We start from the raw sequence: 16503 nt of genomic DNA on the forward strand, positions 1-16503 counted from the left end.
TTTAGTTTGCAGCATTCGACGCACTGACCACGATCAACACCTCCGCCTGCTCCGCCCCCACTGAGCGCGTCCGATGCGGAATGCGCGCATCAAACACTACCGAATCCCCGGCTGCCAACTGCACAGTCTGGCCAGCAAAGGCCACTTCCACTTCGCCGCGATGAACAAACAGCAATTCCTCGCCGTCGTGCTCCTTGAAGGGCGACGCGCTGAAATCGGCCGGCGGATAGATCACGAATGGCAGCAGCGTCTTCCCGCTGCGCTGCGTGGCAATACCCTCGTACAGCGGCTGCGTGCCGGGGTTGCCAACGCGCGTGCGCTCCCCCGCGCGCACGACGGTGATGGCAACGGCCGCGGCGGTCTCGCCGAACAGGTCTTCGGTGGGCACGCCCAACGCCTGCGCCAGCTTCATCGCCACGGCAATCGACGGCACAGAGATACCGCGCTCAACCTTGGAGAGGTAGCTCTTGGTGAGGCCGGTGCGTTCAGCAAGCGTCTCGAGCGTCCAGCCTTGGTTCTTGCGCAGCGGTTTTAGGCGTACGGTCATGGGGATAGTCGTGTCATTAAAATCTCCTTGATTGTCACATAGGACACCTTGTGTCATACAATGCATGCTTGCCGACACCGCTTGCCCGCCCATGAAAACCGCCCTCGCCCTGCGCCACGTTCCGTTCGAGCACCTCGGCATCATGCAGCCTCTGCTGGAAGCACGCGGCTATACGGTGCGTTATGCGGACATGGGAGTGCAATCCGTGCCGGCCGACGAAATGGCCTCGGCCGATTTGCTGATCGTGCTCGGCGGCCCGATCGGCGCCTACGACGACAAGACATACCCGTTCGTGCGCGGAGAGGCCGAAGCCATTGCGCGGCGCTTAGCCGCACGCCGGCCGCTGCTCGGCATCTGCCTCGGCGCGCAGTTGATGGCCCGGGCGCTGGGTGCGGCGGTCAAGCCGATGGGGGTAAAGGAGATCGGCTTTGCTCCCGTTACGCTCACCGCCGATGGCCTCAATTCACCACTTGCACCCTTGGCCGATGGCACACCGGTGCTGCACTGGCATGGAGACCGCTATGACCTGCCGCCCGGTGCGCGCCGGCTCGCCTCAACGGTAACGTGCGCGGAACAGGCCTTCGCGATCGGCGATCACGCACTCGGCCTGCAATTCCACTTGGAAGCGAATCTCGATGAGCTGGAGGCGTGGTTGATCGGGCATGCGGCAGAACTTGGCGCGGCGGGCATCGACCCATCTGCGTTGCGTGCGCAGGCACCCGTTGTGGCGGAGCGCCTGTCGCAACGCGCGCGCGAAGTCTTCACGACGTGGCTCGACCGCGTGGAGGCCGCATGACGTTGCCTGCCCCAATCCATATCGACACCCTTCTCACTGGCCGCGCCGTCGACTACACGCGCCCCGGCTCACGCAGCGCCATCGACAAGCGCCCCGTGGCCGATGCCGTGCAGGTGGACATCAACGGCATCGTCGGCGACGAACAAGGTGACCCGCGCGTGCACGGCGGCCCCGACAAGGCGATCCACCACTACCCGTTCGACCACTACGCCGCGTGGCGGGCAGACATCGGCGCACTGCCTGTACTCGCGCAGCCCGGCGCGTTTGGCGAGAACCTAAGCACCACCGGCATGACCGAAGCGGACATCTGTGTGGGCGATCGCCTGCGTGCGGGCAATGTGGTGCTGGAGGTGTCGCAACTACGCCAGCCGTGCTGGAAGCTCAACGACCGCTTTGGCACGCGCGACATGGCGCGCCGCGTACAACACACGGGGCGCACGGGCTGGTACTACCGGGTACTGGAAGGCGGCACGCTGCGCACGGGCGACACGCTGGCATGGCTCGAACGCCCGTGGCCGCAATGGCCATTGGCGCGCGTGCTGGACGTGCTCTATCGCAACATGCTGAATCGCGCCGCGCTGGAAGACATGCTGGCGCTGCCGCTCACGCCGTCGTGGCGCAAGCTCGTGGAGGGCCGCCTCACACGCGGTGAGGTGGAAAGCTGGGCCAAGCGCATCGATGGCCCAGCAAGCACAACGGCCTGATCAGAAGGTCTCCCAATCGGCGTCGGCCTCATCATCGGCGACGCCACTGCCTCGCCGCTGAAGCGCCAACGCGATACGCCGTGCTGTTTTTGCACCGTCCGCGTGACATCGCCCGCCCCTTTCGCGGCCAACGATTCGGAATCGTCCTAAACGCGTTCAGAAATCAGAATAATCTGACTGACCCACGAGAAGGCCATCCCTACCATCGGCTTGGAGTTGAAACCCATCCCAACCGAATGGAGCAGGAAATATGAACAAGACGTACCGCAGCCTCTGGAACGCTGCAACCAACTCGTGGGTCGCGGCCGCCGAAACAGCCAAGTCGCGCTCGAAGGGTTCGGCGCGCGTTGCGCGTACTGCCGTGGCAGCCCTGGTGCTGGGCGGTGCTTCGATGAGCGGCGCGTTTGCTACGGAAGTGGATGCAGCTGACGAAGAAGAAACGATCAAGAAAACCGTGAGCCAAGTGCAGAACACTGGCACAACGACCGGTGGCTTCGGCACGATGAGCGGTGGCATTGGAACGATGGCCGACTCAACGCAACTCGCCAACCTCATCCAGTTTGGTTCGGGCAGCACCGCCGCTACCGCGTCCGATCAAGGATCCATCGCCATTGGGAGCAGCGCCAAGGCCACTGCTGGTCGAGCCGTCGCAATCGGCGTGAATACAGAGGCGAGCGGCGCTTGGTCGATCGCGATTGGAGGCTCGACAGCCGCGACGTCCGCAGCCAAAGCCACGGGTGAGGCCGCGGTGGCGCTGGGCGTGACGGCCAAAGCGACCGGGGACGAGTCTGTTGCGCTAGGCCGAAACGCTCAGGCTACCGCCACCAATGCGGTGGCCCTAGGCCGGGACTCCGTTGCTGACGTTGCCGACACTGTCTCCGTCGGTAACGCCACCACGAAACGCAAGATCGTGAACGTGGCGGCTGGCACGCAAGACACCGACGCCGTGAACGTGAGCCAGCTCTCGCCTGTGGTGGCGGCACTGGGCGGCGGCGCCACCATCAACTCGGATGGCTCCGTAACCGGCCCGACCTACACGCTCGCCAACGGCGGTACGCAAACCACCGTGGACGGTGCGCTGAATGCGCTCGATGGTGCGTTGACCACGGCCAACGGCAACATCGCACGCAACACGGCTGACATCACCAACATCCGCAACGACATGGACAGCGGCTCGATTGGTCTGGTGCAGCAAGCCGCCCCCGGTGCAAACCTGACCGTGGGCGCGAACACCGACGGCGCAGCCGTTGACTTTGCCGGCACGGCAGGCGCCCGCAAGCTGATCAACGTGGCCGATGGTGCGGTCTCGACCATCAGCAAGGAAGCGATCAATGGTTCGCAACTGCGTACCGTGTCTGACAGCGTGGCTTCGATCATTGGCCCAGGCACAACGGTCAACCCCGATGGTTCGATCTCGACCCCGGGATTTACCGTGGGTGATGGCCACGGCGGCACGACCACCGTCGGCACCGTGGGCGGTGCGGTGGCGAACCTCAATGACCGCGTGACGGGCAACGAAACGTCCATCACGGACATCCGCAACGAAATGAGCAGCGGCACGATCGGTCTGGTGCAGCAAGCAGGTGCCGGTGCAAACCTGACGGTGGGCAAGAACACCGATGGCGCGGCCGTCGACCTCACCAACAACGCGGGCGAACAGCGCAAGCTGATCGGCGTGGCCGATGGTGCGGTGTCGACCATCAGCAAGGAAGCGATCAATGGTTCGCAACTGCGTACCGTGTCTGACAGCGTGGCTTCGGTCATCGGCTCGGGCTCGACGGTCAACCCCGATGGTTCGATCTCGGCCCCGAGCTTTACGGTGGGGGACGGCCACGGCGGCACGACCACCGTCGGCACCGTGGGCGGTGCGGTGGACAACCTTAATACCCGCGTGACAGGCAACGAAACGTCCATCACGGACATCCGCAACGAAATGAGCAGCGGCTCGATCGGGCTGGTGCAGCAAGCGGGCGCAGGTGCTGAGCTGACCGTGGGCAAGAACACCGACGGCACAACCGTGAACTTTGCTGGCACGGGCGGCGCACGTGTCCTCGCCGGCGTGGCCAACGGCACGGCCGACAGCGATGGCGTCAACTACGGCCAGTTGCGCTCCGCCGTGGGCACCATTGATGACCGCCTGCTGAGCGCCGTCATGTACGACACCGGCACGCCAGACCTGAGCAGCATCACGCTGGTGGGCGGTACCGGCGGCACGTACATCAACAACCTGGCGGCCGGTTTGATCGCTCGTGACAGCATGCAAGCCGTCAACGGCGGCCAGTTGTTCGACCTGAAGGCTGACTTCGACCAGCGCCTTGGCAATCTGTCTGGCCGCGTGGACAACATTGAAGCAGGCGGTGGTTCGGGCGGTGGCGGTGGCGGGTCGGGCAGCGACTACATCGGCACGGGCAAGGGCGAGAACTCGCTCGTGGTGGGTGAAGGTTCGTCGGCCACCGGCAGCGGCTCGGTAGCCATCGGCAACGGCTCGGTTGCAGACCGCGATGACGCCGTGTCGGTCGGCTCGGCTGGCAAGGAACGTCAGATCACCAACGTGGCAGACGGCACGGAAGCCACCGATGCGGTCAACAAGCGCCAGCTTGACGGCGCGGTCAGCGGCCTGCAAAACCAGATCGGCAACCTGCAGAACCAGGTCGAAAGCAACCGTCGTGACGCCGCAGGCGGTACGGCTACCGCTGTTGCCATCGCCAACCTGCCGCAGGCATCGCTGCCGGGCGAAAGCGTGATGGCCCTGGCGGCCGGCTCGTACGACGGTGAATCGGCCATGGCCATTGGCGTGTCCACCGCGCTGAAAAACGGCAAGTGGCTGCTGAAAGCGTCGGGCTCGACCAACACCCGTGGCACGGCTGCCGTGGGTGCGGGCGTGGGCTTCCGCTGGTAAGCGCAAGCGGCGGCGCGCCGATGGTGCGCCGCCAGCCGTCTCGCGTTGCATGAATACACCCTCGCCTTGCGCGAGGGTTTTGTGCCTGCGCGCCCGCCGTGCCGGTGCCGGGCTAGCGCCTTAGAAGGTTTCCCAATCCGCATCGGAGCCACCGCCCGCCACGGCCAACGGCGGCTTACTGGCCGACGAGGTAGCGGCAGGCGCCATGGCGGCCGGTGTGCTAGCCGCGATCTTCGGTTCGCGCTTGCTGGCAGCGATGCGCGTGGGCTTGGCCGGTTTTGCGGTGGCCGTCACTGCGGCCTTGAGAGTCTTGTGGGCCTTGGGCGCTTTCTCGACCTTCGGGGCCGCCTTGGCAAGAAGCTCGGCGCCATCCAGGCGGAACTGCGACACCACCTGCGTGAGGTTCTTCGCCTGCTCTTCGAGCGACTGCGCGGCGGCCGCTGCCTCTTCCACCAGCGCGGCGTTCTGCTGCGTCACCTGCTCCATTTCCGACACCGCCTGGCCGATCTGCATGATGCCCTGCGTCTGCTCAGCCGATGCGGCGGCAATGTCTTCAACGATGTTGGCGACGCGGCGTACGGCTTCCACCGTCTCGGTAATGGTCTCCCCCGCCTGCGCCACCTGCGTATGGCCGGCCTGCACGCGCGAAACCGAATCGTCGATCAGCGTCTTGATTTCCTTGGCGGCGGCCGCGCTGCGCTGAGCCAGCGCTCGCACTTCACCCGCCACCACGGCAAACCCACGGCCCTGCTCACCAGCGCGCGCGGCTTCCACAGCCGCGTTGAGCGCGAGGATGTTGGTCTGGAAGGCGATGCCGTCAATCACGCCGATGATGTCAGCCATCTTGCGTGAGCCCGCGCTGATGTCATCCATGGTGGCCACCACGCCGCGCACGACCTCGCCGCCACGCGATGCCAGATCTGCAGCATTCGACGCCAGTGCACTGGCCTGGCGGGCGCTCTCAGAGTTGTTGCTGACCGTGGACGTCATCTGCTCCATGCTGGCCGCCGTCTTCTCCAGCGATGCCGATTGCTGCTCCGTGCGCGTGGACAGATCCAGGTTGCCGCTGGCAATTTCATGCGCGCCGGTGTTGACCGAATCGGAACTGCTGCGCACCTGGCGCACGGTGTTCACGAGGCTCTCACGCATGCGCGCCACTGCCGCCAGCAGGCGACCGAGTTCATTGCGGCCACCGGTTTCGACATGGACAGCCAGATCGCCCTCGGCCACGCGCGAGAGCACCGTCACCGCTTCATTGAGCGGCGTGATCACGAACGCCCTGAGCGCATAGAACACGGCCACGATCAGCGCCAGCGCCATCGCAATACCCAGCGCGACGAACTTAAGGATCGTTTCGTAGCGCGCGCGGCCATCATCGGTCTGGTCCTTTGCCAACTGCTTGACGAGTTGCTGGAAGCGTTCGATCTGCGCCGACCACGCTGCGCCCGTATCCGTCACATCCTTGTAGTTGAGGGGCGCATAGGCTGCGGCATCGCCGGCGCGCAAGACTGCCAGGGCGCGCTGCACGGCTTCGATGTGCGTCTGCGCAGCCTGGACGATGGACTGGCGCAACGCATCGTCGACACCCTCGATGGGCGGCGCATTCTTGAACGCCTCCACCTGCGCGATGGACTTCTTCAGGCCCTTCTCCGAGCTCTCAAGCGCGGCAGCCTTGGCTGCATCGTCCATGTTCTCGCGCAGGACGCTGTACAAGCGCGACATGCCGGTGCGCGCGCGCTGCATGTCCTTGTAAGCGTCGTTCAGGAGCATGCTGCGATCCGAGATGTCATGCACACGCGCGGTTGCAGCATTGGTCGTGCGCAGTGCGAGCACACCCACCGCCGCGCCAACCACGATCATCAGCGCGAACGTGATCAGAATCGCCAGCAGGCCAGCGCGCACGCTGGTGTTCTTCAGAACGCGGTCCATCTTTGTCTCCGGGGTCCGGTCAGCACGCGATTGCGCTGCGCCGGAAGCAGGCGTGCAATGCCGCCCGCAGGGTCAGCAAGGTGAATAGGTCAGAAGGTTTCCCAGTCTGCATCGTCGCCGGCAGCCACCAGGGGCTTAGCCTTCGTCAGGCTGGCAGGCACGGCAACCGGTGCGGCAACCACCGGCTTGTCGACTGGTTTGTCAGCCGATTTGCGCAGCAGCGGTGCCTTGCGTGGCGTCAGCTTGGGCTTGGCGGCTTCGGTACTCGGCTTGGCGGGTTCGCGGCGCGGGGCTTCGGCCTTGGGTGCTGACGGCACCGCCGGTGAAACGGGTGCAATGGTTGGCTCAATCTTGGCAACCATGGCCGGCGCGCGCAGTGCATGGGCATCGAGGCGGAACTGCGCAACCACTTGCGTCAGGCTCACCGCCTGCTCTTCGAGCGATTGCGCGGCAGCGGCCGCCTCTTCCACCAGCGCAGCGTTCTGCTGCGTCGCGTCGTCAAGCTGCGTGACGGCATGGCTCACTTCTTCGATGCCCGAGCGCTGCTCCTGGCTCGCGGAGGAAATCTCGCCCACGATATCGGTCACGCGCTTCACGCTGGCGACGATTTCGCGCATGGTGGTGCCGGCTTCCTCCACCAGCGCGCTGCCTGCATCCACGTTGTTGACGGAGTCGTCAATCAACGCCTTGATCTCCTTGGCCGCAGCCGCGCTGCGTTGTGCGAGGCTGCGCACCTCACCTGCCACGACCGCAAAACCACGGCCCTGCTCACCTGCGCGTGCGGCTTCCACGGCGGCATTGAGCGCGAGAATGTTGGTCTGGAAGGCAATGCCATCAATCACACCGATGATGTCGACGATCTTGCGCGACGAGGCGTTGATCGAGCCCATCGTCTCCACCACGCGCGTCACCACATCGCCGCCGCGCACCGCTACGTCCGATGCGGACACGGCAAGCTGGTTAGCCTGCTGCGCGTTGTCGGCATTCTGCTGCACGGTCGACATCAACTCTTCCATGGCCGACGCCGTCTCCTCCAAGGAGCTGGCCTGCTGCTCGGTGCGCGACGACAAATCCAGGTTGCCGCTGGCGATCTCGCGCGTGGCCGTGCCGATGGTGTCCGAAGCGCCCTTGATGCGGCTGATGGTCTGCACCAGCGCGCCGCGCATGCGCCCCATGGCGTAAAGCAGGCTGTGTTGGTCGTCGGCGCGGGTGTTGATCTCAACAGTCAGGTCACCGCCGGCAATGCGGTTGGCCACCTCGGCCGCATAGGTGGGATCGCCCCCCAGCGTGCGCTGCAGGCTGCGGTTGGCGACACCTGCAAGTGCCACCAGCGCCAGTGCCACGAGCACCAGCAGGCCGCCCGTCTGGTACAGCGAGTTCATGAACGCGGCGTTGATGTCGTCCATGTAGACGCCGGTCGAAAACACCCAGTCCCACGGCTCGTAGCGCATGGCGAAGGCGGTCTTGGGCACCGGCTCCGTGCCGCCGACCTTCGGCCACACGTAACTGGTGAAGCCGCCTTTCGGATCCTTTGCGGCGTTGGACAGGCCAACGTAGACGGCATTGCCCTGCGCATCTTTGAAACCGGATTGGTCTTTGCCGATGAACTCGGCCTTGATCGGGTGCATCACCACCACGTTGGTGGAGTTGGTGATGGTGAAATAGCCATCCTTGTCGTAGCGCAGCGCCTTGAAGCGGTCCAGCGCCTGCTTCTGCGCCTCGTCCTTGGTCAGCGCGCCGCTCTTGGCCAGGTCGTCGTATTGCTTGACCAGGTTCATGGCCATGGTGGTCACGCTGACGAGGTTGTTCTTGCGTTCCTCGACGCGGATCTCGCGCGACTGATAGGCGTTGAACACCGAGATCAGGGTCAACGCGATCAGGCTGATGACCAGCGGCAGCCAAAGCTTTTGGCGGAAGCTGAGCTTGCTCATTCCAGAGTCTCCGTAGCGGGAATCGATCGCGTCATGTGCGCAATGCGTCTCCCCATGGTTTTAGCGTTCCGGATGGTCTATCGGCAACATGTTCACCAATCTTGAGCAGCGCGCTCAGGCAAGTACTCAGCAAGCCCAAGGCAAGTGCGACTTTGCAAGAAGGTCTGCCTTGGGCAGAATATTCTTGACTGAAAATCGATAATCAACGATGAAGACCACGCTTGAAGAACTGCTCGCTTTCCGCACGGTGGTGGATACCGGCTCCGTGACGGCTGCCGCCGAGCAGCTCGGCCAGACGGTTTCAGGCGTGAGCCGTGCGTTGCGCCGGCTGGAAGAGAAGCTGGAGACCACGCTGCTGTCGCGGACCACGCGCCGCCTCTCACTCACCGACGAAGGCACCGTATTTCTGGCGCAGGCGCGGCAGATTCTGTCAGCCGTGGATGAAGCCGAGGAGCAAATCGCCCTGCGCCGCCAGCAACCCGCCGGGCGCCTGCGCGTGAACGCCGCCATGCCGTTCATGCTGCACGTGATCGCGCCGCTGGTGCCCGACTTTCGTGCGCAGTATCCGCAGATCGAGCTGGAGTTAAACACCAACGACCTGATCATCGACCTGCTGGAAGAAGACACCGACGTCGCCATCCGCATCGGTACGCTGCGCGATTCCACGCTGCGCGCGCGGCTGCTCGGTACACGCCGGCTGCGGGTGCTGGCAAGCCCCGCGTATCTCAAGGCACATGGCCGGCCACGCTCGGTGGCCGATCTGCAGAAACACACGCTGCTTGGTTTCGTTCAGCCCGAATCGCTCAACCAATGGCCCCTGCGCGGCCCGCACGGCGATCATCTGCGTATCGAACCCGCGCTCAAGGCATCCAGCGGCGAGACCTTGCGCCAGCTCGCCCTGCAAGGCGCCGGCATTGTCTGCCTGGCCGACTTCATGACCGCCGAAGACCGCCGCAAAGGCGATCTCGCCCAAATCCTGCCCGATGCCACTGTTGAGGTGCTGCAACCCATTCACGCGGTCTACTACCGCAACACACAACTGGCCTCACGCATTGCGTGCTTTCTGGATTTTCTGGAAGCGCGACTGGCCTCCTCCTGACCCCAGACTTCTTCACATGTGCTGATCCGCCCCGAAGCCCACGCCGACATATCGACCATCGAAGCCGTCACTATTGCCGCCTTCCGCGATGCAGAGCACACAAGCCACAACGAGCCGGACATCGTCCGCGCGCTGCGTGAGGCGGGCGCGCTCACCGTTTCGCTGGCTGCCGAACGCGATGGGCATTGGCGCGAGCCTGATGCGCGCCGCGCTGGACCCATTACGCACAACACTCGGTGCGGCAGGCTACGTTGTGCTCGGCGACCCGGCCTACTACGGCCGTGCCGGCTGAGTACTTCCAGGCCCTGATCTTCCGGGGCGCGCTGCCCAGCAGCGCAGTCACCTACCACCCGGTGTTCTACACCTGACATTTCGGCCCCGCTTGCTGCGGACAATTCGCCAGGAAGCGGCTGCCCACCTGTGCAACAATTGCGCGATTCAACACCTTCCGCGCGCGATTCCATCGAGTCACATCGGATCGCGCGCCGTGCCTTAGTACTCATTGCACCGCATGGCTGAACACTCCGCTCCAGCTCTGGAGATCGACCCGAAATACGGCCCCTTCGACAAGCACACCCCGATGATGCAGCAATACTTGCGGCTCAAATCGGGACATCCGCACACGCTTGTCTTCTATCGCATGGGCGATTTCTACGAGCTCTTCTTTGAAGACGCCGAGAAAGCCTCGCGCCTGCTCGACATCACGCTCACCGCGCGCGGCAGCTCCAACGGACACCCGATCCGCATGGCCGGCATTCCGTTCCACGCCGCCGAGCAATACCTCGCCAAGCTGGTCAAACTGGGTGAATCGGTCGCCATCTGCGAGCAGATCGGTGACCCAGCCACCACCAAGGGCCCGGTCGAACGCAAAGTTGTGCGCGTGGTCACGCCCGGCACGCTCACCGATGCGGCGTTGCTTTCAGACAAGGTCAACAACCACCTGCTGGCCATCGCACACCTGCCAGGCAAGCGCGGCGCCGCGCCGCTGATCGGCCTGGCGTGGCTCAACCTCGTCGGCGGTGAGCTGCGCATGATGGAATGCAGCCCCGACCAGCTCGAGCGCGAACTCGAACGCATTCGCCCTGCCGAAGTGCTGGCCGATGACGCCACGCTCAACGCCATCGCCTTCGACGCTGCCCGCACGCGCCTGCCCGATTGGCACTTCGACGTGGAAGCCGGCGCACGCCGTCTGCGTGAGCAATTGGGCGTGGCAAGCCTCGTCGCCTTCGGCGCGGAAACGTTGACGGCTGCACTGGCCGCCGCTGGCGCGCTGCTGAACTACGCGGCGGCCACGCAGGGCCAGTCGCTGCGGCACGTGATCGGCCTGACCGTCGAGCACGAGAGCGAATTCATCGGCCTGGACACCGCCACGCGCCGCAATCTGGAACTGACGGAAACGCTGCGCGGGCAGGAGTCGCCCACGTTGTTCTCGCTACTCGACACCTGCGCCACCAGCATGGGCAGCCGCCTGCTGCGCCACTGGCTGCATCACCCGCTGCGTGAGCGCGCGGTGCCGCAGGCGCGTCAACAGGCCATTGAGGTGCTGCTCGGCAGCGATTGGCAGACACTGCGCGCAACGCTGCGCACGCTGTCGGATGTGGAACGCATTACCGGGCGGCTGGCGTTGTTGAGCGCCCGCCCACGCGATCTGTCTTCGCTGCGCGACACGCTTGCGCGGCTACCGGAAATCCGCGAGGAGTTGCCGCAAAGCGATGCTGCCCCGTTGCTGGCCGAGTTGTATGCCGCGCTCACCCTGCCCGAAGATGCGCACGCCCTGCTCCAGCGCGCCGTCATGGCCGAGCCCGCGGCGATGGTGCGCGACGGCGGCGTCATCGCCCGTGGCTATGATGCCGACCTCGACGAGTTGCGCGACATCTCCGAGAACTGCGGCCAGTTCCTTGTCGACCTGGAAACACGGGAGCGCGAGCGCACCGGCATTGCCAACCTGCGCGTCGAGTACAACCGCGTGCACGGCTTCTACATCGAAGTCACCAACGGCCAGGCCGCCAAGGTGCCCGATGACTACCGCCGCCGCCAGACGCTCAAGAACGCCGAGCGCTACATCACGCCCGAACTGAAAGCGTTTGAAGACAAGGCACTCTCCGCGCAGGACCGCGCCCTGTCGCGTGAAAAACTCCTCTACGAAGAGCTGCTGCAGAAGCTGCTGCCGCACCTGGCCGAGTTCAAGCGCATCGCTGCCGCGCTGGCGCAGGCCGACGTACTGGCCACGCTAGCCGAACGTGCACACGCGCTGTCATGGTCGCGCCCAACGTTGACGGAGGCCCCCGGCATCGAGCTGGTGCGTGCGCGCCATCCGGTGGTTGAACAGCAGGTCGAACAGTTCGTCGCCAATGACTGCGTATTGCAGGAAGCACGCAAGCTGCTGCTCATCACCGGCCCGAACATGGGCGGTAAATCAACCTTCATGCGCCAGACCGCGCTGGTCGTACTGCTCGCCTACGTAGGCGCCTTTGTGCCGGCGGAGAGCGCCACCATCGGCCCGATCGACCGCATCTTCACGCGTATCGGTGCAGCAGACGATCTGGCGGGCGGGCGCTCGACCTTCATGGTCGAGATGACCGAAGCCGCTGCCATCCTGCACCGCGCCACGGCCAACAGCCTGGTGCTGATGGATGAGATCGGGCGTGGCACGAGTACCTTCGATGGCCTGGCGCTTGCCTGGGCGATCGCGCGCCATCTGCTGTCGCACAACCGCAGCCACACGCTGTTCGCCACGCACTATTTCGAGCTGACGCAACTGCCGCAGGAGTTTGCACAGGCCGCCAACGTGCACCTCTCGGCCGTAGAACATGGCGATGGCATCGTCTTCCTGCACGCTGTGCAAGAAGGCCCGGCCAGCCAGAGCTATGGTTTGCAGGTTGCACAGCTGGCAGGCGTGCCGCAGCCGGTCATCCGTGCCGCGCGCAAGCGACTGGCTTGGCTGGAGCAGCATTCCGCCGACACTGGCGCAACACCACAGCTTGACCTGTTCGCGCTTACTGCAGATACGCCTATCGACGGCGACGACGATGATGCGGATGCCCAAGCACCCAATAACGCATTGACTGATGCGTTGGCAGGCATCGACCCCGACGACATGACGCCGCGTGAAGCGCTTGACGCACTGTACCGGCTCAAGGCGCTGTCCACCCCATCTGCCTGATGACCCGGCCCTGCTCGGTTTCTTGCACACTCAAAGGCATCGCCATCGTGTTGGCGATGCTGGTGCCGGCCGCCGGAGCAGCAGCCGCGCCCAAGGATTCAAAGCCCACCGCACCGCCCAGTTTCACCTTTGCGGTCATCGGCAACGTGCCCGAGCGCGCCGACGAGGAAGGCCCGGCACGCACACTGCTCGATGCGATCGACGCTGAGCATCCGGCCTTTGTGGTTCATCTGGGCAACCTGAAAGGCCGCGATGAGTCTTGCGCCGATCCCCTGCTCGAAGCGCGCCACGATCTGCTCGACAGCCTGAGCGCGCCGCTCATCTACATTCCGGGTGACCACGACTGGAGCGACTGCCAGCGCCCCGCCGCCGGCCGCTTCGACCCGATCGAACGCCTGCTGCGCCTACGCGAGTTGTTCTACCCTGACGACAACACGCTCGGTCAGCGCGCCATGACGATCATGCGCCAGTCCGATCAGGCCAAGTTCCGCAGCTACCGCGAGAACACCCGCTGGGAAACCGGCGGCGTGCTGTTCGTCACCCTCAACGTGCCCGGCGACAACAACAACTACAAGAACGCCGGTGGCCGCAACGGCGAATACGAAGACCGCCTCGAAGCCAATCGCCAGTGGCTGGCACGCGCCTTCGCCGTTGCCCGACAGCGCAAGGCGCCCGGCGTAGTCATCATGATGCAGGCCGACCCGCTGTTCGAAGACGGCTGGGAGCGGCGCCGCGCGCCAAACCTGCTCGACGGCCTGCTGCGCCGCCGCCCGCACGACGGCTATCTGGCACTCAAGCGCCAGTTGCGCACCCTTACGCGCGACTACGACGGCGCCGTCCTGCTCATCCACGGCGCCAGCCAGACCTTCCTGCTCGACCGTCCGCTCAAGGATGAAGACGGTCGCCCAGACCCGCATGTCATGCGCGCGCGCACGTATGGCTCGCCCACGCTCGATCAATGGCTGGAAGTCTCGGTCACGCCGGGCCGCGCGCCGCTATTTCATGTGCGCGGCCGCCGTATCGCCAGCGAACCGCCGCCGGACGCAGTACCCACGCCAGTGCAGCCCATACCAGCGCAATAAAAAACGGGAGCCACGGCTCCCGTTTCGTATGTGTGCTGCAGAATCAGGCGATCAGTGCAGCGTGTGCGGCTTGTCGTCTTCGTCCTCGTCGACCACTTCAAGGCCGGTCTCGCCATGCACGTGGCCGTGCTCGACCTCTTCGGCAGTGGCTTCACGCACGTCCGTCACCTTCAGATCGAAGCGCAGCGCCATGCCGGCCAGCGGATGGTTACCATCCAGCACAACCTTGTCTTCCGCCACGTCCGTGACGGTGTAGACGACGGCGTCTTCCTCGTCGCCGTCTTCAGGCACGCCTTCGAACTGCATGCCGACTTCGAGCGGCTCCGGAAAGCGATCACGCGGCTCGATCTTGATCAGCTCCTGGTCGTACTCGCCAAAAGCGTCGTCCGGTTCCAGCTGCAGCTTCGTCTCGAAGCCTTGCTCATGGCCGTCCAGCGCTTCCTCGATTTTGGGGAACGTGCCATCATAGCCGCCGTGCAAGTACACCATCGGCTCATCGGACTCCTCGATGACGTTACCCTGCGCGTCGGACAGTTTGTAAGCCACCGACACCACCGTATTCTTCGCGATTTTCAATTGCGCACTCCATGAACGAAGTCTCATTATACGCTGCCGATGGCGGCGTCCAACCCGCTCTTCCGGCGGGGCGTCCGGCACAGTTGCTGGGTGGTCTGTCACCGCGCGATTTCATGCGCACGCACTGGCAAAAGAAACCCCTACTGATCCGCCAGGCGCTCTCGCCTGACGAGATGCGTGCACTGCACTTTCCACTGTCACCCGAACGGGTGCTGGCGCTGGCGCAACGTCCGGACGTCGAGTCCCGGCTGATCGCACAATCACGCGGGCGCTGGTCCTTCACGCAAGGCCCGTTTGACGAGCGCCCCCTTCCCTCGCGCAAGACGCGCAACTGGTCAGTGCTCGTGCAGGGTGCGAACCTCGTTGAACCGGCGGTTGAAGCGCTGATGCAGCGTTTCCGCTTTATTCCCGACGCACGGCTCGACGACGTGATGATCAGCTTCGCGACTGACGGCGGCGGTGTCGGCCCGCATTTCGATTCGTACGACGTGTTCCTGCTGCAAGCCCATGGCAAGCGCCGCTGGCGCATTTCGGCACAGGACGATCTAACCCTCGTGCCGGACCTGCCGCTCAAGATCCTCGCCAACTTCCAGCCCGAAGAAGAGTTTGTGCTCGAACCCGGTGACATGCTGTACCTGCCCCCGCACTACGCGCACGACGGTGTGGCCGAGGGCGACTGCATGACGTATTCGATCGGCTTTCGCTCGCCGTCGTACCGGGAACTTGCCGGCCACTTTCTCGGCTTCCTCTCTCAAACGCTGGAAGACGATCCTAACTTTGAAGGTCGCTACACCGACCCCGAACAGAAGCCCACGGAGCATCCCGGCGAACTGCCTGCCGCCATGGTCAAAGCGCTCACACAGAAGCTCAACGCGCTGCGCTGGACACCCGAGCTTGTCGGCGAATTCCTCGGCGCCTATCTGTCGGAACCAAAAGACCACGTCGACTTCATCACCCAGCCGCGCCTGCCGCTCGCACGCTTCACCGCCCGAGCACGCAAGGAAGGCATCGTGCTGGATGCGCGCACGCAGGCGCTCTACAGCAGTCAGCACTTCTGGATCAACGGTGACACGTTCGAGCCGGCGGGTACGCTGCTTGCGTGGCTGTCCGCGTTGGCGGACCAGCGCGGCGCAAGCGGAGCATCCGTCGATGCAGCGGCCGATCTGCCCGACCTCATGGACACGTTGCATGCCTGGTACGAAGAAGGTTGGCTGCGTCTGGCAGGGCCTGGAGCGCGCTGATTCGCGCTGAAACAGATCGTTACAAAAGCGCATGAATCCCGCCTGCTGTAGGCCGGACTCGGCTACACAGGGTGTGTAAAGGTCGCTATAATCCGACGCTAGCTTGCTGGCCGGGGTTGCTTTTGTACAACTCGGCTGGAAGCACAGAAGAAGGTGTAGTTCTAGAGCGATAATTACCGGTAATTATTCATCGCCCTTTCTGTTGTCCGCTTTCCATATTCAGTTTAAGGATCGAAAAATGAAAAAGTCTCTCCTGATCGCCTCGCTGATGGCTGCTGTGGCTCTGGCTGCTTGCGGTAAGAAGGAAGAAGCTGCTGCTCCGGCTGCTGCTCCGGAAGCTTCGGCTCCGGCTGCTGCTCCGGCCGCTCCGGCTGCTTCGGACGCCGCTGCTGCTCCGGCTGCTTCGGACGCTGCTGCTCCGATGGCCCCGGCTGCTTCGGACGCCGCCGCTGCTCCGGCTGCAGAAGCTTCGGCTCCGGCTGCCAAGCAATAATCGCGTTTCTCGCGAGACAAAAAGCCGACCTTCGGGTCGGCTT

12 protein-coding genes and 1 pseudogene are annotated in these 16503 nt (G+C 64.4%); 9 read left to right on the forward strand and 4 right to left on the reverse strand.

Annotation, left to right across the window (positions count from 1 at the left end):
- Window position 1 precedes the first annotated feature (1 nt).
- Window positions 2-547, reverse strand: a complete 546-nt coding sequence (locus JHD73_RS01830) for a helix-turn-helix domain-containing protein (protein ID WP_199027113.1) — start codon at window positions 545-547, stop codon at window positions 2-4.
- A gap of 91 nt (window positions 548-638) precedes the next feature.
- Here JHD73_RS01830 and JHD73_RS01835 point away from each other — a divergent pair, with 91 nt between their 5' ends.
- The 3 genes from JHD73_RS01835 to JHD73_RS01845 all read left to right on the forward strand — a co-directional run bounded on the left by JHD73_RS01835 (window position 639) and on the right by JHD73_RS01845 (window position 4946).
- Window positions 639-1343 carry a glutamine amidotransferase gene (locus JHD73_RS01835; RefSeq protein ID WP_199027115.1) on the forward strand — a complete coding sequence of 235 codons (705 nt, stop codon included), beginning with the start codon at window positions 639-641 and terminating at the stop codon, window positions 1341-1343.
- Window positions 1340-2047 (forward strand): MOSC domain-containing protein, encoded by a 708-nt coding sequence (locus JHD73_RS01840; protein WP_199027117.1) that lies wholly within the window; start codon window positions 1340-1342, stop codon window positions 2045-2047. Before JHD73_RS01835 ends, JHD73_RS01840 begins: the two co-directional genes overlap by 4 nt.
- Before the next feature lie 250 nt (window positions 2048-2297).
- On the forward strand, window positions 2298-4946 hold the full coding sequence (locus tag JHD73_RS01845) for a YadA-like family protein (RefSeq protein ID WP_199027119.1): 2649 nt from the start codon (window positions 2298-2300) through the stop codon (window positions 4944-4946).
- Window positions 4947-5066: 120 nt separating this feature from the next.
- Here JHD73_RS01845 and JHD73_RS01850 read toward each other — a convergent pair whose 3' ends face one another.
- Together JHD73_RS01850 and JHD73_RS01855 are read right to left on the reverse strand one after the other, a co-directional pair.
- Complete coding sequence (locus tag JHD73_RS01850) at window positions 5067-6875, reverse strand: methyl-accepting chemotaxis protein (protein WP_199027122.1); 1809 nt, start codon at window positions 6873-6875, stop codon at window positions 5067-5069.
- An 89-nt stretch (window positions 6876-6964) separates the two neighbouring features.
- Window positions 6965-8806, reverse strand: a complete 1842-nt coding sequence (locus JHD73_RS01855; protein WP_199027124.1) for a methyl-accepting chemotaxis protein — start codon at window positions 8804-8806, stop codon at window positions 6965-6967.
- A 208-nt stretch (window positions 8807-9014) separates the two neighbouring features.
- Here JHD73_RS01855 and JHD73_RS01860 point away from each other — a divergent pair, with 208 nt between their 5' ends.
- The 4 genes and pseudogenes from JHD73_RS01860 to JHD73_RS01875 all read left to right on the forward strand — a co-directional run bounded on the left by JHD73_RS01860 (window position 9015) and on the right by JHD73_RS01875 (window position 14150).
- Window positions 9015-9905, forward strand: coding sequence for a LysR family transcriptional regulator (locus JHD73_RS01860; RefSeq protein WP_199027126.1), 891 nt, complete (start codon window positions 9015-9017; stop codon window positions 9903-9905).
- Between the two features lie 18 nt (window positions 9906-9923).
- A pseudogene (locus JHD73_RS01865) lies at window positions 9924-10273 on the forward strand (hypothetical protein).
- A gap of 143 nt (window positions 10274-10416) precedes the next feature.
- The gene (gene mutS, locus JHD73_RS01870) at window positions 10417-13068 is read left to right on the forward strand and encodes a DNA mismatch repair protein MutS (RefSeq protein ID WP_199027128.1); all 2652 of its coding nucleotides are present in this window, start codon (window positions 10417-10419) and stop codon (window positions 13066-13068) included.
- Window positions 13068-14150 carry a metallophosphoesterase gene (locus tag JHD73_RS01875; protein ID WP_199027130.1) on the forward strand — a complete coding sequence of 361 codons (1083 nt, stop codon included), beginning with the start codon at window positions 13068-13070 and terminating at the stop codon, window positions 14148-14150. Before mutS ends, JHD73_RS01875 begins: the two co-directional genes overlap by 1 nt.
- 51 nt (window positions 14151-14201) lie before the next feature.
- Here the strand turns inward: JHD73_RS01875 and JHD73_RS01880 are convergent, their stop codons facing one another.
- Window positions 14202-14726: a peptidylprolyl isomerase gene (locus JHD73_RS01880; protein WP_199027132.1), complete on the reverse strand. Its 525-nt coding sequence runs from the start codon at window positions 14724-14726 to the stop codon at window positions 14202-14204.
- Window positions 14727-14737: 11 nt separating this feature from the next.
- Here JHD73_RS01880 and JHD73_RS01885 point away from each other — a divergent pair, with 11 nt between their 5' ends.
- A complete protein-coding gene (locus JHD73_RS01885; RefSeq protein WP_199027135.1) occupies window positions 14738-15967 on the forward strand; it encodes a cupin domain-containing protein in 1230 nt (409 codons plus the stop codon).
- 238 nt (window positions 15968-16205) lie between these two features.
- Entirely contained in the window at window positions 16206-16460 is a 255-nt protein-coding gene (locus JHD73_RS01890) for a hypothetical protein (RefSeq protein WP_199027137.1), read from the forward strand.
- Window positions 16461-16503: the final 43 nt, after the last annotated feature.

It is taken from the genome of Ralstonia sp. ASV6, from assembly GCF_016429285.1.
GTDB classification, from domain to species: domain Bacteria; phylum Pseudomonadota; class Gammaproteobacteria; order Burkholderiales; family Burkholderiaceae; genus Ralstonia; species Ralstonia flaminis.